General features: G+C 49.1%; 17 protein-coding genes. 7 read left to right on the top strand and 10 right to left on the bottom strand.

The genetic code is table 11. The annotated features are described in order from the left end of the window. Positions 1-107 precede the first annotated feature (107 nt). From EH243_RS12725 to EH243_RS12770, 10 genes are all read right to left on the bottom strand, one after another. The gene (locus EH243_RS12725; protein WP_126159053.1) at positions 108-971 is read right to left on the bottom strand and encodes a PhnD/SsuA/transferrin family substrate-binding protein; all 864 of its coding nucleotides are present in this window, start codon (positions 969-971) and stop codon (positions 108-110) included. 407 nt (positions 972-1,378) lie between these two features. Further along, positions 1,379-2,668, bottom strand: coding sequence for an amidase (locus EH243_RS12730; RefSeq protein WP_126159054.1), 1,290 nt, complete (start codon positions 2,666-2,668; stop codon positions 1,379-1,381). A gap of 52 nt (positions 2,669-2,720) precedes the next feature. Then, entirely contained in the window at positions 2,721-3,887 is a 1,167-nt protein-coding gene (locus tag EH243_RS12735) for an alpha-hydroxy acid oxidase (protein WP_126159055.1), read from the bottom strand. 45 nt (positions 3,888-3,932) lie between these two features. Beyond that, positions 3,933-4,436, bottom strand: a complete 504-nt coding sequence (locus EH243_RS12740; RefSeq protein ID WP_126159056.1) for a flavin reductase — start codon at positions 4,434-4,436, stop codon at positions 3,933-3,935. A gap of 396 nt (positions 4,437-4,832) precedes the next feature. Next, entirely contained in the window at positions 4,833-5,588 is a 756-nt protein-coding gene (locus tag EH243_RS12745; RefSeq protein ID WP_126159057.1) for an SDR family NAD(P)-dependent oxidoreductase, read from the bottom strand. A 24-nt stretch (positions 5,589-5,612) separates the two neighbouring features. Further along, positions 5,613-6,095 (bottom strand): aromatic-ring-hydroxylating dioxygenase subunit beta, encoded by a 483-nt coding sequence (locus EH243_RS12750; RefSeq protein ID WP_126159058.1) that lies wholly within the window; start codon positions 6,093-6,095, stop codon positions 5,613-5,615. A 1-nt stretch (position 6,096) separates the two neighbouring features. Then, entirely contained in the window at positions 6,097-7,383 is a 1,287-nt protein-coding gene (locus tag EH243_RS12755; protein WP_126159059.1) for an aromatic ring-hydroxylating oxygenase subunit alpha, read from the bottom strand. 57 nt (positions 7,384-7,440) lie between these two features. Then, positions 7,441-7,962 carry a nuclear transport factor 2 family protein gene (locus tag EH243_RS12760; RefSeq protein WP_126159060.1) on the bottom strand — a complete coding sequence of 174 codons (522 nt, stop codon included), beginning with the start codon at positions 7,960-7,962 and terminating at the stop codon, positions 7,441-7,443. A gap of 10 nt (positions 7,963-7,972) precedes the next feature. Continuing rightward, positions 7,973-8,335, bottom strand: a complete 363-nt coding sequence (locus tag EH243_RS12765; RefSeq protein ID WP_126159061.1) for an IacB protein — start codon at positions 8,333-8,335, stop codon at positions 7,973-7,975. Between the two features lie 61 nt (positions 8,336-8,396). Next, on the bottom strand, positions 8,397-9,587 hold the full coding sequence (locus EH243_RS12770; protein ID WP_126159062.1) for an acyl-CoA dehydrogenase family protein: 1,191 nt from the start codon (positions 9,585-9,587) through the stop codon (positions 8,397-8,399). Between the two features lie 763 nt (positions 9,588-10,350). Between EH243_RS12770 and EH243_RS12775 the strand changes: the two genes are divergently transcribed. The 7 genes from EH243_RS12775 to EH243_RS12805 all read left to right on the top strand — a co-directional run bounded on the left by EH243_RS12775 (position 10,351) and on the right by EH243_RS12805 (position 17,587). Continuing rightward, entirely contained in the window at positions 10,351-11,496 is a 1,146-nt protein-coding gene (locus EH243_RS12775; protein ID WP_126159063.1) for an ABC transporter substrate-binding protein, read from the top strand. A 113-nt stretch (positions 11,497-11,609) separates the two neighbouring features. Beyond that, entirely contained in the window at positions 11,610-12,647 is a 1,038-nt protein-coding gene (locus EH243_RS12780) for a branched-chain amino acid ABC transporter permease (protein WP_126159064.1), read from the top strand. After that, positions 12,647-14,446 (top strand): branched-chain amino acid ABC transporter ATP-binding protein/permease, encoded by a 1,800-nt coding sequence (locus tag EH243_RS12785; protein WP_126159065.1) that lies wholly within the window; start codon positions 12,647-12,649, stop codon positions 14,444-14,446. The genes EH243_RS12780 and EH243_RS12785 overlap by 1 nt, the downstream gene beginning before the upstream one ends. Then, positions 14,446-15,204 carry an ABC transporter ATP-binding protein gene (locus tag EH243_RS12790; RefSeq protein WP_126159066.1) on the top strand — a complete coding sequence of 253 codons (759 nt, stop codon included), beginning with the start codon at positions 14,446-14,448 and terminating at the stop codon, positions 15,202-15,204. The genes EH243_RS12785 and EH243_RS12790 overlap by 1 nt, the downstream gene beginning before the upstream one ends. Before the next feature lie 64 nt (positions 15,205-15,268). After that, entirely contained in the window at positions 15,269-16,243 is a 975-nt protein-coding gene (locus tag EH243_RS12795) for a ketopantoate reductase family protein (protein WP_241235077.1), read from the top strand. A 26-nt stretch (positions 16,244-16,269) separates the two neighbouring features. After that, the gene (locus tag EH243_RS12800; protein ID WP_126159067.1) at positions 16,270-17,025 is read left to right on the top strand and encodes a class II aldolase/adducin family protein; all 756 of its coding nucleotides are present in this window, start codon (positions 16,270-16,272) and stop codon (positions 17,023-17,025) included. Positions 17,026-17,104: 79 nt separating this feature from the next. Beyond that, positions 17,105-17,587: a MarR family winged helix-turn-helix transcriptional regulator gene (locus tag EH243_RS12805; protein WP_126159068.1), complete on the top strand. Its 483-nt coding sequence runs from the start codon at positions 17,105-17,107 to the stop codon at positions 17,585-17,587. Positions 17,588-17,840 lie beyond the last annotated feature (253 nt).

Consider the following 17,840-nt stretch of genomic DNA (forward strand, 5'->3'; position numbering starts at 1 on the left):
TCCTCCACAGGGTATTAAAACAGAAGACGGATATCGCTAACCTTGCCTGCAGATGAGGCTTACCGTCAGATAGAGAGATCTGACTAACTCGTTTGAAGACTAAGATATTAATTAAAGAACCGTGAGTTATGATCGATTGCACGGCGAATCACCGTATAGTCGTGGTCATCGCCCTCAACGAAACCGTGTATTTGTAACCCCTTGAGCGCAACGGGATCGGTAATATTCAGCAAGCCTGCCCTTAATGCCGTCACGACTCTTTCATCTAACCCTGCGCGGGCAATCCAAGGTTTAGTAACATTATAAAACATCACCAAAATACGCAGCTTGGCACCATTATCCACGAGGCGTTGATAGGTTCCCTGCTTCAAAGCACCGGCATCGTACTGCCCTAAAGCAACCGCAGTACCGACTTTGTCGTGTCGATCAAGATAATCATAATGAGAGAAGTCATCCGCGTGCAGGCCATGTTCAACCAAATATTGCTGCACGAGATAACGACCGATCGTGGAGCTTTCATCGCCAAAGGCAAAACGTTTTCCTTTGAGATCAGACACTCGGCGAATCGCACTATCGGCTCCGACGGCGATCACACCACTAAACCGCTTTTTACCGTTTTTCGCTTCTAAAGCAAGAATCTGAATACCCGACTGTTGTGCCTTGGTTTCAACATAGGAGGCGGGACCGAGACGGGAGAAGTCGACCCTGCCCAAACTGATGTCGCTAACACCGGCGGCATAAGAGCTAGCGACCTGTAGTTTGATAGTGACGGGTTCTCCGAGATCATCACTGACGAAGCGTTCCAGTTGTTTCAGCAAGGGTTTGAATGCTCTCACTACCACCGTCGGTTTATCGGCGGTATAAACACCGAAACTCAATTTGATCTCTGCCGCTGCGTGACTCGCCCAGCCCAACGACGCAATGAATAGAATGAAACTCGCATATCTCACCGCCAGCCAAGCTTTCTTCATCTGATATCCTAAGTAAACGGAACGTCTCTGATCGCTTTTTAACCACGTTACCATCGATCAGACATACAAGCGAAAGATAGCGTGTAAAACACTCTCTTAAACTTAGGCGAATATAGCTGAAATGCAACGACTAACCTTGATTCAACGCATTACCTAAACTGAACGCCTCTTTTTTCTCTTTTCATATACAGCAAACAGACAGTCAGGCGCGTTATTTGATAGTCGGTGTAGAAGGTTATTAGGTGGGACCTAATAAACAGAAAAAACCCATCGTGTCGCCACGATGGGTTTTCTAGAAGAGAGCTAAAGCACGTTAATGAAGCAGATCAACAAAGCAGTTCAATGCGGCCGCTAACGATGAATATCAATCAATCAAATAAGCTAAGCTAAGAAGCTAAGCCAATAAACTAAACAAACAACGGCATTAAGCCACTCGCATAGGTTAGCAGAGTATCATCTTGGCGCGCCTTGCCTACTAACTGCAGTCCAAGAGGCACACCATTGTCGTCCACCATCCCCGGCACATTAATAACCGGTAGACCCATCGCCTGCCATGGCCGACTCATATGTGGCGCGCCGGTAGCTTCGTGTCCTAAAGGTGCGATACCGGGCGCTGCCGGTGTCAAGATAGCATCCGCTTCTGGGGCAAAGGACCACAACCACTCACGGCCGCTTTCCACTGCCGCCAATGATGCCACATAGGTTGCACGATCCATCGACAAGCCTTGTTCGATCAACGCCGCTAAAGGACCACTCAGTTGTTCTTTGTGGAACGACTCCATCACCAGATTACGACAGACTTCCCATGCCATAATATTGATGTGATGAGTCACCATCTCTTTAATGCGCTCACCCGCGTCCAACTCGATGACCTTAACGCCCTGCGCTTGCAACAAAACAACCGCTTTTTCCGTCGCGACCTGCATCTCAGGGGATACCTCTCCGACCGATTCACCACGACACAGCAAAACGCAGCTAGGCAGTTGGGCGCTAGCGGGTGCAATCGAGGCTGGCTGACGCAACAAAATAGCCCGCAGCAGTTGCACATCTTCAATCTGACGGGCAAATAAGCCGAGCGAATCCAGTGATTGAGCCAACGGCTGACCACCACGTAGCGAGAATTCACCGCGACTCCCCACGTAACCGATAGCACCACAATAGGCCGCCGGACGAATCACCGACGCTGCGGTTTGCGAACCCAATGCCATCGGCACCATATCATCGGCAATCGCCGCCGCCGAACCACTCGATGATCCGCCGGGCGTACGAGACAGATCGGCGGGGTTTTTAGTTTTACCCGGTTTAAAGTAGGCAAACTCAGTGGTCACCGTTTTGCCCAGCACAATACCACCGGCAGCCCGCAGCAGCGCAACACAGCTTGCATCTTCGATCGGCTGTCGACCTGCATGAATAGGCGAGCCCATCTCGGTGAGCATCTCCTCGGTATCGATAATGTCTTTAACCCCTAAAGGCAGCCCCTTTAATAGACTGGCATCGTAAAAGTCTTGCTGCGCGCGATAAGCCGCTAGATACTCTTCGCGGGAACGCTGCACCTGCCAAGCGCCGACCTCAAGCTCACGCGCATCAATACGGTCAAAGCACGCATTAATCAACGCTTCCGTCGTGCAAACACCCTCGTCGATCGCCCGTAGCATTTGGCACAAACCCATTTGGTTCACATCGATATTAGTATTCATAAATAAATGGGATCCTTGTGTTAAAAATAGGGAGTAAAATCGTGATTAATGCTTAATAAATATGTTGCGATGATAGTTCAGCAAGTCGCTGGACGCCCATTAAATTAAGACAGCGCTGTAACTCTTCTTCTAAAATATCTAATACTCGAGTAGCTCCCAGCTCGCCACCCGCCGCCACACCAAACAACGTTGCCCGCCCAAGCATGACCCCTTGAACACCTAACGCCGCCGCTTTCGCAATATCACTTCCACGGCGAACACCGCTATCGAGCAGTAGATCCATCTCACCGCCAACCGCCGCGGCAATGGCAGGTAAAGCCGCAATGGATGATAAAGCGCCATCGAGCTGACGACCGCCATGGTTGCTCACCACCACTCCATCAAACCCTAACTGTTGCGCATGTATCGCATCATCGGGGTGTAACACACCCTTTAAGATCAACTTACCCGGCCATTGATCACGGATTCGGGCGACTTTCTCCCAATCCAGCAATGTGTCGAGCTGTGCTTGAATAAACTTGATCGCACCTAAGGCGCTTTGTTCATTCGCTGGCAGGTATGGATTGAGGTTGCCCATGGTCGGCAAACCATTGGGTAGCATCACACGTCTAATCCATTGGGGATGTCTGAGAACATCAACTTTATTACGCCATGTCAGTTGGCGCGGCTTAGCAAAATTACGCCGATCCCACTCACGGTTTCCCACCACCAAGGCATCGGAGGTAATAACTAACGTATTCACTTCGACCGCTTTAGCTCTGGCAAGCAACGCATCATTCAGAGCACTGTTTTTGAGACCATAGAGTTGAAACCAAAAATCAAGATCCTCCACCTCAGAGCGCACCTGCTCCATCGATTCATTCGACACGGTACTTAAACAGAAGGGAATCTTTTTTGCGCTCGCCGCTTTCGCCAAAGCAATATCCGCTTGTGGCCAAAGCATGCCATTAAAGCCGGTAGGACCGATCATCATCGGTAAAGCACTCGCCGAACCCACGAGGGAACTGGCAAGTGCGGGGGGATGGTTGGCAACCAGTGTATGCGAGGTCAGGCGGTGGGCGGCAAAGTCGGTCTCATTACAGCGCAATGTCTGCTCATTTTCTGCCCCTCCGGCCAAGTATTCCCAAGCAAACTCAGGCAATCGATGGCGCGCCAGCGCCGCCATCTCCACTACACTGAGCACACGGGAAAGATCAGAACCTTTATAAAATCTACGCATGATGCTTTCCGATAGTGCCAACTCGCTTCAATTCAAACCAATAAACTATTTCGCTGAGGCCGCCGATTGCTCATTCAAACAATGATAAGCACGGTTAAAATAGACTAAACCTTCGCCATCAGTACCAACTTTTGCATCTTTAATTCGGCAATAAAATACCGTATGAGAGCCCATCTCATGGCTTTCATGGATCTCACAATCAAAGCTAACTAATGCGTCATCGAGTACCGGTGATCCGGTTTTTAAGGTTTCCCATTGGTGCTTAGCAAACCGCTCATCACTGGTTAGATCGCGGTTAGCAAAATCCCAAGAGACCCCTTGATGACAGTTTTGCAACACATTCACACAGAGTACCCCATTCTTTTTAAAATGAGGGTTCGCAAACGAATTACGATTCATGCACACCAACAGTGTGGGTGGCTCATCGGTCACACTCGTCACCGCTGTCGCGGTAAAACCAAACTTACCCGCTTCGCCATCGGTCGTAATCACCGACACTGCGCCGCCCAACATCGACATACCGTCGCGGAATAATGTTGTATCGATCATTAAATTTGCCCTTCTTAAACCTTATTAATTAGACAGCACCAAACGAGACGTGAATGAACGCCAGATCACAATCTCATCTGTTCGTTATCCTCTTGCTCTTCATGCGTTAAATAAACGTCTTAGTGCTCTGAAATACGCGCGAAAACATCAAAAAATAGATGTGGATGTCCACAGAATGAATACCCAATGTGTATTGTCGAATCTAACCGCCGCGCAATGCAGATTATACCCAGCCGTATCAATAGCAGCCCCGTCATACGATGCCCCTTTTGCCAACGCAAAAATAGAACAGTATGACCACTTCAAACCGAATCACAGGCACCTCTTAACGAAAGAGATGCCTGTATACTTGCCGCTGATGAATAGATGCATCAACACAACAAAGGGTAAACCCGCTTAACGCATGTACAAGCCGCCATTCACATCCCAAGTGGTGCCGGTGGTGAAATAGGCTTCGGGACGGGCGAATTGCACCACCATGTCACCGATAAAATCACCATCGCCCAACTGCCCCACCGGAATCGCGCCTAGCAGTGTAGGTAAACGCTCCTCGGGCACCAATGCTTTAACCATTGGCGAATCGATTGGCCCTGGCGCAATAGCATTCACCGTCACACCACGGCTAGCAAGCTCTTTGGCAAAGATCTTCGTCAGGGTCAAAATACCCCCTTTAGAAGCGGCATAATGGGCACCGGTGGATGTCCCACCATTTTGCCCAGCCAAGGATGCCATATTAATAATACGGCCATAACCTTGCTCGGCCATATACTGACCAATCACCTGGCAGCCAACAAACACGCCACCCAAGTTGATGTTAACCACCTCATTAAACTCGTCTAATGAGATATCCATCACCGGCGTCGCCTTAGTCACCGCCGCATTGTTAACCAACACATGCAATGAGCCAAACTGAGTCAACGCAACCTTTAGCGCCGTCTCAAAATCAGCCTTTTTAGCGATATTGAGTTCACACGCAATTGCGTTTTCTCCTTCAGGATCAAGTGAACGTGCCGCAGCCTGCGCCGCATCAGCGTTCACATCGGTCAAGACCACACGATAGCCTGCGTTAAACAAACAAGACGCAATTTGAAAGCCAAGCCCTTGCGCTGCGCCGGTGACTAATGCCACCTGCGCATCTGTAGAATGAGTCATAATCTATCCTTACGATAAAACGGTTTAGAAAATAAAACTCACGGTGCGTAAAAAGCTTTCCGCATGCATCAGTTTGACCACTTTACGTTCAATCACAAAACCATTATCGGTTGGTTGTAAACGATATTCCATATCGGCTGGATAGGTAACCAAATTGCCATGACGCAGCTCGTTCAAAGTCATTGCGCAGCGAACCACAACACAGTCCGCGGTTTCTTCTAATACCCGCACACGAGACATCATGCGTACCGTCACACCGGCAGAACCCGCCGATACCGACTCACCGCTTTCTAAACGGGCAACACGCATACGGCGCATATCCGCATCATCAAGCGCTAAGTTAACGCTGTCTTCATAGTTGGTTTCTTTGTTGTCCGTAGGCACAATGTATAAGCCTTTAGGATCCCAAAGCGACAACCAAGCTTGATATTCTTTATGGTCGAGCAGATCCGCTTCATAACCAATAAACGCGGTGACCTTGTTAACCAAATCCGTATTGATATTCATCTTACTTCTCCTCTGCCGCCATCATCTTCTTATACTGCTGATAAGCGCCGCGCATACCGGTTTCAGAACAGACCGCACCCGCGACATTACCATCTTCCGATGTGTGCAAATGACCCAAACCACGATTCACTAAAATCCAACCATCTTTACCCGCAATGGATCCTTTTTGCACCCGCTCCCACGCTTCACCATCATCCGGCGTACCAAAGCCCATAGGCCCTTGGAAGTGCTCATGAAGACGCATACGCTTGCGGTTAAACGGTGCTGGTGCACCCTCACCACCCAACGCAACGTGCTGAATTTCGGTTAAGCCCACGCTAACGGGGCGCAAGACGCGGAAAAATGCCATAGAACAGGATACATTCGGGAACAGGTTCAAATTGAAACCGGTACCATGGGCGGCACGTACTAAGCGTTTAACTTGCTCTTCATCTTGACCTTCATCACGCAAGGCTTGAGCTAGCTCTTCAAAGCGGGCTGGAATAGGTTGATCCAAATCCTCTTCAAGATCGACTAATTGCGGGATCATCACCATCACACTGTGACCATGCCCCAGGTCTTCAACAAAACCATCGCCATCGAGGAAATCAAAAATATCCTGAGTAGCGTCATCGAGTGAGCTAACGAAGGACTTATGCACAATCGGGAAGTGATAAGCATCGGTGGTATTTTCTAACTGAATCTTCCAGTTGCCTGGGAAGTTGAAGCGATGTTCGCCCAATACTTTTAATGGGTAACCGCCACCCTGCTTAACAAACAGGTCGATCCATTTTTTCGCCCCGCCGAGAAAATCTTCTAACGGCTCGATATCGTCTTTAAAGGTCGCAAACACCAAGCCTTGGTAGGATTCATGACGCAAACTTTCAAGTGGCAGTTCGCTTTTATCAATAACACCTTCATACTCTTCCGGCTTAGGCACTGCGCGCAAGCTACCGTCGAGAGCATAGCCCCAACCATGATAAGGGCAGGTAAAGGCTTTCGTTTTACCCTTACGCCCTTCACATACCGTAGCACCACGGTGGCGACAACGGTTCAGCAAGACATGGGTATTCTTTTTACGATCACGGCTGAGAATGACAGGATGCTGACCAATATATGCGGTTTTAAAACTGCCCGCCTCCGCGACCTCGCTTTCATGTCCGACAAATACCCAAGTATTTTGAAATACTTTATCCAACTCTTCGGTAAAGATATCGGGATCAGAATACAGGGACTTATGAACACGTCCCTCTTCAACCATATCAGCCGCTTTTAGGCTGATACTCTGCACATCAATTAATTCACTCATCATCATTCTCTCTATAATCGTTCAAACGTCATCCATCACACAGGCAAAATTTGACGTTTATTCCGGCACCGGTAAGGTTGCCTCGTTATTCCAATCCGATACCGGACGGCTAAACCGGTTTTCCGTTACAAAATGGCTGATACGCCAAACGCCGTCATCACGTCGAAAGGATAAGCTCAGACGCGCACTGTTTAAATGCGAGCCTCCTGCACTGAAGCTAGACACCTGAATCATGTTCCAGCTACCCGTCGCTTGCTCACCTTCAACACGAATCACTTCAGACGCTAAATAATGCACATTTAGGGAAAAATGCGCCGGTTCTGCGGTGTATTTCGCCAACATAGCCACGATATTGTCGCGACCTTGATAGCCACCAAAGCTCTTCGCGTAACGTGCACCCTTACCCTCCCAAATAGCGTCCTCGGTGAACAGATCACCAAGTTCGTCTAATGGCGTTGCAGGATTCAGGTGGTCACATAGATCCATATATCGATTGATACAGGCACGAATCGCCTCCGCACTTTCTAAGGCATCGACTCGCGCTAACAAGGTATCTAAAACGCCTGTTTGCTCGCTCATCACGTCAGCCTTACGCTGTTTGTACGATCAGTTCACGACCGATACGTGATTCAACTTTCATATAACGCCACAGTTTGTAAGGGGTTTCGCCGACAGCCGTTGTGCGGAACAAGTTACAGCACGCGACCACAGTGTCGTAATCGGCCACATCCGCTAGGAGATAAGTAGTCCAAGGGTAACCCGTAGAAGCACCCACCATGCTTTGATCGTCATCCATATTGCCGATCACATTGACGCCATCCATATCGGTGATGCCGTTCCACATTTCACTAAAGGCAGCCCAAACATCCAGTTGCTCTTCCCGTGGAGCATCCATAAAGTTTTGGTTAATACCCATGCAAAACAATACTCGTAATGGTTTTTTCTCACTCATAATCTTATTCTCCAATTTTTATAATGTATCGACTAACGTCAGTGAAACAATCTAGAAAAGGCTACAAATAACCGGGCAGTGGTGGTTGATCAAAAAACACTGCTCCAGCATTTTGCCAGGTAATATCGCCCATAAAGGCATGCTGAGTAACCACTTGTGCGTCATTAACAAAGCGCGATAGTGGGCTACTTTTGAATACGCCGGTCATACCCGACAGTAATTGAACTTTTCGTGCGACCTCGGCAGAAACACGAGTCGCATGTGTTGATGATAGACGTAACAAACTAATTTGCTGTACTGATAGTGCTTCGCCTGTCTCTAAGGTAGCCCAAGCATCATCAATTGCTTCATAAAAAAAGCAACGCGCAGACCGTAGATCCGCTTCAGCTTTGGCAACATCCACCTGAGTGAGGGGACGCTGAGCAATATTCGGAGCGCCCGTCACCGATGTTCTACCCGTGGCCATCGCTTGCAGCTCATCCAGTGCAGCCCGAGCGACACCCAGTCCGACGACCGCTAATACCTGGGTCGCAAAAGAGAGTGAAGGATAGCGAAACATCGTCTCGTTTAAGTTGGAAGCACCACCTCGAACAAAGGTCCACTCTTCGGCGACTTCAACATCATTCACGAGCAGGTCATGACTGCCGGTACCGGCTAATCCAACCACATCCCAGTTTTTCTCGACCGTTGCTTGGCTAGCCGGCATCACCGCCATACGAGGCAACTCTAATTTGTCTCCCTCTTTTGGCGCAATGCCCACACCAACAACATCCGCTCCCATACAACCACTGGAAAACTTCCAACGCCCTTTAACACAAAAGCCCTCTTTGGTTTTTTCAGCCGGCTGTGGCGGGAAAATACCGCCAGCAAAGACGATGTCAGCTGTTTTAGCATACAGGCTCTCTAGGGTTGCTGTTGGTAATGCGGACAAGTAAACAACGCCCATACCAAAGCTCGCTACCCAGCCAGCAGAACCATCGGCTTTCGATATCTCTTCAATAACCTGACAAAACTGCCCAGCCGTGAGTTCATCACCACCAAGACGCTTAGGCACTAATGCGCGATAGATACCGAGACTGCGAAATTGTTCAATCACATCCTGGCTAATAAACTGCTGATCATCAAATTCATTCTGACGAGCACGGGTTTTAATGTCGCTCATCAATTGTTTAAAGCCTTCGCTATCGAGGGCTGCGAAAACCGATCCCTTGGCCGATTGTTGGTCTGAGACCGCGGTTTTATTCACACTCATCAATAGCTCCTTATTATACAGAATCAATCGTTGATCTAACGCTGTCACACTCTGATTAAGCCGACCTTTCCAAGCCTGAATCAAAGAAATGATTTAAAGATCGATAGAGACAGCCTTTCACCCTTTTGTCATTCAGGGCCAAGACCAACGACCTTCACCAAAAAACCTGTTCTGCTAAAAACTTGCTCGACATCAAACAAAACGTCCTTATAAAATCGTCAATTTTGGTTGATTTGTCAACTAATTATTCAACTAATTATTCAATTAAAATCTAAAACCTTCGTTCGGCACCGGATTAATGCATCCCAACACCAAACGCACCAACAGAAAGCACTATCAAATATCCACTAATAATTCAGAGACTCTGCCAACAAATAAACACAACTTATTGATTTTAAATAATTTTATTTTATATAAAACCCAAAAAAACAACAGTAAAACCCATCCACTACTCGCACCATAAACATAATAATCAGAAACAACACCTCCGCTTGACGAGCGTCTAATTGATCGACAAAAAAACAATTTATAGATAGTTTTATTTCTAAAAAAACCGAGTAATAGCAAGCATTTAAGCCGCTAAAAACACAAAAATAATAACGTTAACTCATGCACTCAACACACTATCCGTCTTCTATCTGGCACGCTAAATGCATTTCAAAAAACACCTAAACCCAAATATCGCTGGGAAATGGCGCTACAACAAGGGGTTGTACCCCACAGTAATCAAACGACTCACGGTTAACCACGTTAGGAGAATTTTATGCCGTCGAAGAAAATGCTTTCTGCCTTATTCCTCAGTACGTCACTCATCGCACCACTGGCGAATGCAGACATCAAAATTGGCGTTGTATCATCCAGCACAGGCCCTATCGCGCTGGTCGGTATCCCACAGAAAAACACCGTTGCACTGCTACCTACCTCGATTGGCGGAGAGAAAGTTTCTTACATCTCGTTAGATGATGGCAGCGACCCTACCGCGACGGTAAAGGCCTTTAAGAAGCTGATTGATGAAGAACATGTTGATGCCATTATCGGACCAAGCGGTTCCGGTAATGCGATGGCCGTTATTCAGTTCGCAGCCGAATCCGGTACGCCCATGCTAGCTCCCGTCGGTACCGCCGCGGTTGTCTTACCCATGACTGAACAAAAAAAATGGGTTTTCAAAACAACCCAAAACGATGACCTGATCGCCGCCGCCATCGTTGAACAGATGAAAGCCTCTGGCGTTAAAACCATTGGCCTGATCGGCACAGCAGATCCTTACGGTGAAAACTGGGCCAAGGTGATGACTAACCTGACCGAAAAAGCAGGTATTCAGATTGTTGCCAGCGAGCAGTTTCAACGTCAAGACACGTCGATGACCGGCCAAAGCTTAAAAATCATTATGACTAACCCCGATGCCGTATTGATTGCTGCTCCGGGTAGTTCATCTGTCATGCCGCAAACCACACTGAAAGACCAGGGCTATGGCGGCACTATCTATCAAACCCACGGCGCAGCACTGGATGCCTTTTTAAGACTCGGTGGTAAAGCAGTAGAGGGCACCATTCTCGCAGCAAGCTCGATGCTCGTACTAGACGAAGTGCCCGATAGTGTTTCTAAAGAGATCGCAACGAAATACATCGCAGACTATAAAAAGCTCTACGGCGAAGTACCCGCCACCTTTGGCGGTAATGTCTACGATGCCGGCTTACTACTCGAAAATGCGATTCCAAACGCACTTAAATCCGGCAAGCCCGGCACAGCGGAATTTCGCAGCGCACTGCGCGATACATTGGAGATATCTAAAGAGGTGCCAAGCACACAGGGCGTTTATAACATGACACCCGCTGACCACAGTGGTTTCGATGAGCGGGGACGCATCATGATCACCGTAAAAGACGGCAAATGGGCTTTATTGAAATAATGCTGTTCACCTTGGGGGAAAGGTCTAAACCGCTCATTACCCCAAGGTATCGATACATATAAACCTTTGTCGCTTTCACGACAAAGCTGATAAGAGCCAAGGAATCAGAACGCATGAACCTTCAGATTGCCACACTGCTCGGACAGGACGGCCTCACAAACGGCGCGATATATGCTTTATTAGCCCTGTCCATTTTGCTGGTGTTTACAGTCACTCGCATATTACTCATCCCTCTCGGTGAGTTTGTTACCTTCGGCGCGCTAACCATGGCAGCGATCCAAATGGGCAAGCTTCCTCAACTGGAGTGGTTGCTCCTAGGTCTAACCTGTATTGATTGCAGCCTTGATCTATACCAACAGGCGAGAAGCCGCTTTAATCGCCGTAAGTTGCAAGGGGTCGCCCTAAAGCTAGGTTATGCGGCAACACTGGTCATCCTTGTGCATACGCTGCCATTAGCCGAACTGCCCATGGGCGCTCAGATTCTACTGACACTCGCCCTTATCGTGCCGCTTGGCCCGATCATGTACCGCCTCTTTTTTCAACCACTGGCGGATGCGCCTTCACTGGTTTTATTAATCGTATCGATTGCGGTTCACGTCTCTATGGTGGGCACAGGGCTGCTTCTGTTTGGACCAGAGGGTGCGCGCACTAAACCCTTTTCCGACAGTGGCTTTCACCTCGGCTCCGTGATGCTAAAGAGCCAAACACTGTGGGTTATTTTAGTCTCCATTTTCTTGATCGTTACCCTATTTATTGCCTTTGAGCGAACCCTTTATGGTAAAGCACTACGTGCCACAGCGGTCAATCGTATGGGGGCTCGTTTATTGGGTATATCCCCCGTGTTTGCAGGCAAAGTAACCTTTGCGCTCGCCGCCTTTATTGGTAGCGCATCCGGCATTTTGATTGCGCCCATCACCACCCTGTATTACGACTCCGGCTTTATTATCAGCCTCAAAGGTTTTGTTGGCGCCATTATCGGCGGACTCGTCAGCTACCCCCTTGCCGCGATCGGTTCAGTGGCGGTCGGCATGGTCGAAGCCTTTTCAATGTTTTGGGCCAGCGGCTACAAAGAGATCATCGTTTTCACCTTGATTATTCCCTTCTTAATCTGGCGCTCGATGACCAGCCATCATGTCGAGGATGATGAATAATGAAACAACGCTACCTGATTATTATCGGCCTTATTACACTGTTCCTTGCGCCCTTAGTGCTGCCAACCTTTCAAATAACACTACTCAACTATATCGGTCTATATGCTCTAGTTGTACTGGGCTTAGTCTTACTCACCGGTGTCGGCGGCATGACTAGCTTCGGACAAGCCGCTTTCGTGGGGCTAGGTGCGTATGCCACCGCCTATATCACCACCACCGAGCAGCTGCCTGAATGGCTTAGCTGGACCGCAGGATCACCCTGGGCGGGTTTGCTGGTAGGCATACTGCTAACCGCCGTTGTTGCGCTTTTTCTTGGCGCCGTCACCTTAAAGCTATCGGGTCATTACTTACCGCTCGGTACCATCGCTTGGGGCATATCGCTTTATTACCTATTTGGGACCATGAGCTCAATGGGGGGACATACCGGTATCAGTGGTTTACCTTCACTCAATATTTTCGGGATCAGCCTAGATAAAGGGGAGAAGATCTATTACCTGATCTGGGCCATTTTAATGGTCGCCATCTGGATCACCAGCAACCTGCTTAACTCGCGGGAAGGTCGTGCTATACGCGCCCTTAAGGGCGGCCAACTGATGGCTGAGTCAATGGGTATTAATACCTTTCGCTCGAAGATGGTTATCTTTCTGATCTCCGCTATCTTTGCTGCGCTATCTGGCTGGCTTTATGCCCATACACAACGCTTCGTCAACCCAACGCCGTTTGGCTTACAGATGGGTATTGATTACTTATTTATGGCCCTGATTGGCGGCGCTGCCAGTGTTTGGGGAGCTCTTTTGGGCGCCGGTGTACTCACCATGTTGAAACAGTGGCTACAAGACTTTTTACCGTTAATCATGGGCGGTAGCGGTCAATACGAAACCATTGTGCTGGGCTTACTGATTATCTTTATGATGCAACGCGCCCCCGGCGGTCTGTGGCTCATCTTAGTCAAACTCACACCGGTATCATGGCGTAACCAGCACCGTATCAAGGTTGATACCTCGGCAGCCGATCTACCGCGCCAAGCGTTACCGAAAAAAGGCGACCTGCTGCTCGAAGCCCGTCATGTTACACGGCGCTTTGGCGGTCTCGTTGCCAATAACAACATGAGCCTGCAACTGCACGCGGGCGAAGTGCTGGCACTCATCGGCCCGAACGGCGCAGGTAAAAGCACCATGTTTAATCAGCTATCGGCGGTCGATAGTCCGAGCGACGGTGAAGTGCTCTTTTTAAACCAGAGCCTCAGCAATAAAACATCACGCCAAGTCGCCCAAATGGGGATGAGTCGCACCTTTCAGCACGTCAAACTGCTGCCCACCATGAGTGCGCTGGAAAACGTCGCCCTAGGTGCCCATATGCGCGGCAAAAAAGGTGTCCTCAACGCCCTCTTCCATCTCGAAAGGGATGAAGAACAACGGCTATTAAAAGAAGCACAGTATCAATTAAATCGCGTTGGATTAGGTGACCACCTGCATACCGAAGCCGGTAGCTTGTCACTCGGTCAACAACGTATTTTAGAGATTGCCCGCGCGCTATGCTCAGACCCTTGCGTCTTGCTACTCGATGAACCCGCCGCAGGACTGCGTCACAAAGAGAAACAGGCGCTAGCAGGGTTGCTCAAGAAGCTACGTGCCGAAGGCCTCGCTATTTTGTTGGTGGAACATGATATGGACTTCGTGATGAACTTGGTTGATCGCATTGTGGTCATGGAGTTTGGTGAGAAAATCGCCGAAGGCCTACCAGAAGAGATACAAACCAACCCTGCGGTTCTAGAAGCCTACTTGGGAGGTGCTGAATAATGAGTACTCAGGATAATAAACTACTTAATGTCAGCGACCTACACGTGGCCTATGGCAAAGTTGAAGCCCTAACGGGCATTGACCTCACGCTAAAAGAGGGCCAATTAGTCACCGTCATTGGCCCTAATGGTGCGGGTAAAACCACCCTACTATCAGCCATCATGGGAGTGCTTCCATCCACCGGCACTATTCATTTCAATGGTCAGGATTTCTTTAGCCCTGAAGTTGAAACTCTTGTCGGCCATGGTCTGGGATTAGTGTCTGAGAAACGTGAGTTATTCTCAACCATGAGCGTGCAAGATAACTTGCTCCTCGGCGCCTTTCTTCGCTATCGCCGCGGCGACACGAGTTACGATACGACCCTCGCAGAAATCTATAGCCTCTTCCCGCGGCTATGGGAACGTCGGCATCAACAAGCCGGCACGCTCTCCGGTGGCGAACGGCAGATGTTGGCCATTGGTCGGGCGATGATGGGTAAACCCAAACTGCTTATGCTGGATGAACCTAGTCTTGGGTTGGCGCCGCTGATTACCCGAGAAATATTCCGTATCTTCGCCGACTTGCGACGCCAAGGCGTATCCATCCTACTCGTTGAACAAAACGCACGTGCCGCACTAAAAGTAGCCGATTACGCCTACGTATTAGAAGGGGGTCAGGTCGCGATGCATGGGCCAGCCGCTGATCTCGCTAATGACCCCCGCATTATTGAAGCGTACCTAGGTTTAGCGAGCAAACACCAAGAACTGCTATCGAGCTAACACATTAAACGCTGTGACCAAGGGGAGAGACGTTCACCTCTCCCCTTTCATAATGGAAGTATCAATGATGAAAATATGTATTGCCGGTGCCGGCGCAATCGGATGCACATTAGCCGCTCGCTTAGCCCAATCGGGGCAAAGCGTGAATGTCTTAGCGAGAGGCAAAACACTGGAAGTGTTACAACAAAATGGGATACAGCTGTCAGATATAGATGGCGATTACCGCGTAGAAGTTAACGTCTCAGATTCGGCCGAAACCTTAGGCCATCAGGATCTTATTTTTGTCTGCACTAAGGCTCCCTCGCTGACCAGCATGCTCAAATTGATTCAACCGATGTTACATGCAGAGACCATCATTATTCCGGTCGTTAATGGCATTCCCTGGTGGTATTTCCAAGGAATCCAAGGCCGCTTCGCCGGTGAATCGATTCAGGCGATCGATCCTCAAGGGCTAATGAGCCGCCTAGCGCCGCAACAGCACCTGATCGGTTGCGTCGTATTCATTACCGCCTGCCGTGATGCCCCCGGCGTTGTCACCTCAACCACGCCTCACTTAATGGTGATAGGGGAGATCGATCACCGCATGAGTGAACGACTGACCCATGTTAGAGCCATCATTGAAAACGCCGGTATCGAAGCCCGTGCGGTTGATAATATTCGTGACTACATCTGGACAAAGGTAGCCGCCAACCTCACCTCAAACCCGCTCTCGGTCGTCACCAAAGGCACCCTAGAGCAGATCTATGGAGATACCCACTTAACACCGTTGGTGAGAACCATGTTCAACGAGGTGCTGTTAACCGCAGCGGCCTATAGCGCACGTATCAGCTTTGACCCACAAACCTTTATGGAACAAGGGGCAGAGATGGGTGCCGTTAAAACCTCCATGCTGCAAGACTATGAAGAGCATCAACCATTAGAGCTCGAAGCGATCGGTTACGCGGTATTGGAACTCGCCAGTAAGGTTGATATCCCCATGCCTGCGACACAAAACCTGTTGGCGTTAACACAGTTTATCGCCGACCAGTGCCAACCTTAATACCACAGATTCGACGGAGAGCAACCATGACAGACAACCGCCCTAGCCATATCAGCGAAGATGAGTGGGCACTGCGTGTTAAGCTCGCGCATTGCTATCACTTGATCAATTTTTTTGGTTGGACAGAGACCATTTTCAACCACATTTCGGCACGCCTACCCCAGATAGAGGGCGAATACCTAGTTAACCCATTTGGCCTAAATTACACCGAAATAACCCCCGCCAACCTCCTTAAGGTGGATGTCGATGGTCACAAGTTGGATGAATCGTCCTATGATGGCAATCCTGCGGGATTCGCCTTGCACGGTGCGATTCACGCGGCCCGCGACGATATCCACTGCGTCATCCATACGCATACGAACGAAATCTCTGCCGTCGCCATGAAACAATCCGGTTTTACCCATGACAGCTTCTACGGCGCTCAACTCTATAACCGAGTCGGCTATCATGCTTTCGAGGGCATCACCCTATTTGATGATGAAAAATCCCGTATGCTCGCTAGCCTTGGTGAAAAACATATTCTCGTCTTGAGAAATCATGGTATCGCCGTCGGCGAGTTTGATATTGAACGAACCTTTTTCCTCTTGTGGACCGTACAGCGTGCTGCCGAGATACAGGTGACCGCCGGTGCGCTAGGCGGTGAAGACGTTCTACTCGACACAAGCATCAGCCAAAAATGTGCCGATTTAACCCAGATGTTGATTAAGGATAGTGGCTTCGCCATTAAATTTTTTACCGCGATGGTGCGCAAGATGGAAGCCGAAAAAGGCCCCTGTTGGTAGTAGCCTTACTGCTTGACGGCTTCTCTATCGGGGCGCTTTTATCAGCGATTAATAGACACATCAGGAACCCATATATCCAATGACACAACCTGTTCGCAAACCACGCAGCCAACGCTATAACCCCGCTAGCGAAGCGTTCCACAAAGAAGAGTTTCCTTTTTATTGGCTGGCTCAGGTCCATGGCCGCTATTCGGTCGCACTCGAAAAAGCACTCAAAAAGATCAACCTCGATATCCCCCGCTGGCGAGTGCTATTCACCCTGAAAGAGGAAGGTACCTGCAGCATTTCACAGATCGCCAATGAGGCCATCGCCAAAGTCCCGACGATAACAAAAACGATTCAACGCATGAAAGAGGATGGGTTGGTCGAGACCCGAGTCCGACATGATGATGGCCGAGTGACCGAAGTGCTGATGACTCAGAAAGGCGAAGAGGCCATTGCCGATATCCAAGCAGCGACCCACCAGCTGTTTCGTCAAAGTTTTAAGGATATGACCGAAGCGCAAATCAAACGATTGAATAAACTATTAGAACAGCTCTTTAACAATTTACCGGACCATTAATAGTCTTCAGGCAATCGACATAGCAAACTAAACAGCCATTCAACACATCAGATGTCAGCCGCCATAAAAGCGACCCAGGTGACGTTGAATCAGCCCATAGATAATGCGGGCTCAGGTTGAGCAGACTTGTTACAAGAAAAAAGCCGTGACACGAAAAGAGCTGTAGCAAGAAAGAGTTGTAACAAGAAAGAGCTGTGACGAGAAAGAGCTATAACAAGAAACAGAGAGACAAAAACCCCCACGTCACCTTGAA

It is taken from the genome of Amphritea opalescens, assembly GCF_003957515.1.
Lineage (GTDB): Bacteria > Pseudomonadota > Gammaproteobacteria > Pseudomonadales > Balneatricaceae > Amphritea > Amphritea opalescens.

What these genes read in the sequence shown, in the direction of transcription:
- EH243_RS12725 (WP_126159053.1), bottom strand. Translation starts at nt 971, where the DNA reads ATGAAGAAAGCTTGGCTGGCGGTGAGATATGCGAGTTTCATTCTATTC.
- EH243_RS12730 (WP_126159054.1), bottom strand. Translation starts at nt 2,668, where the DNA reads ATGAATACTAATATCGATGTGAACCAAATGGGTTTGTGCCAAATGCTA.
- EH243_RS12735 (WP_126159055.1), bottom strand. Translation starts at nt 3,887, where the DNA reads ATGCGTAGATTTTATAAAGGTTCTGATCTTTCCCGTGTGCTCAGTGTA.
- EH243_RS12740 (WP_126159056.1), bottom strand. Translation starts at nt 4,436, where the DNA reads ATGATCGATACAACATTATTCCGCGACGGTATGTCGATGTTGGGCGGC.
- EH243_RS12745 (WP_126159057.1), bottom strand. Translation starts at nt 5,588, where the DNA reads ATGACTCATTCTACAGATGCGCAGGTGGCATTAGTCACCGGCGCAGCG.
- EH243_RS12750 (WP_126159058.1), bottom strand. Translation starts at nt 6,095, where the DNA reads ATGAATATCAATACGGATTTGGTTAACAAGGTCACCGCGTTTATTGGT.
- EH243_RS12755 (WP_126159059.1), bottom strand. Translation starts at nt 7,383, where the DNA reads ATGAGTGAATTAATTGATGTGCAGAGTATCAGCCTAAAAGCGGCTGAT.
- EH243_RS12760 (WP_126159060.1), bottom strand. Translation starts at nt 7,962, where the DNA reads ATGAGCGAGCAAACAGGCGTTTTAGATACCTTGTTAGCGCGAGTCGAT.
- EH243_RS12765 (WP_126159061.1), bottom strand. Translation starts at nt 8,335, where the DNA reads ATGAGTGAGAAAAAACCATTACGAGTATTGTTTTGCATGGGTATTAAC.
- EH243_RS12770 (WP_126159062.1), bottom strand. Translation starts at nt 9,587, where the DNA reads ATGAGTGTGAATAAAACCGCGGTCTCAGACCAACAATCGGCCAAGGGA.
- EH243_RS12775 (WP_126159063.1), top strand. Translation starts at nt 10,351, where the DNA reads ATGCCGTCGAAGAAAATGCTTTCTGCCTTATTCCTCAGTACGTCACTC.
- EH243_RS12780 (WP_126159064.1), top strand. Translation starts at nt 11,610, where the DNA reads ATGAACCTTCAGATTGCCACACTGCTCGGACAGGACGGCCTCACAAAC.
- EH243_RS12785 (WP_126159065.1), top strand. Translation starts at nt 12,647, where the DNA reads ATGAAACAACGCTACCTGATTATTATCGGCCTTATTACACTGTTCCTT.
- EH243_RS12790 (WP_126159066.1), top strand. Translation starts at nt 14,446, where the DNA reads ATGAGTACTCAGGATAATAAACTACTTAATGTCAGCGACCTACACGTG.
- EH243_RS12795 (WP_241235077.1), top strand. Translation starts at nt 15,269, where the DNA reads ATGATGAAAATATGTATTGCCGGTGCCGGCGCAATCGGATGCACATTA.
- EH243_RS12800 (WP_126159067.1), top strand. Translation starts at nt 16,270, where the DNA reads ATGACAGACAACCGCCCTAGCCATATCAGCGAAGATGAGTGGGCACTG.
- EH243_RS12805 (WP_126159068.1), top strand. Translation starts at nt 17,105, where the DNA reads ATGACACAACCTGTTCGCAAACCACGCAGCCAACGCTATAACCCCGCT.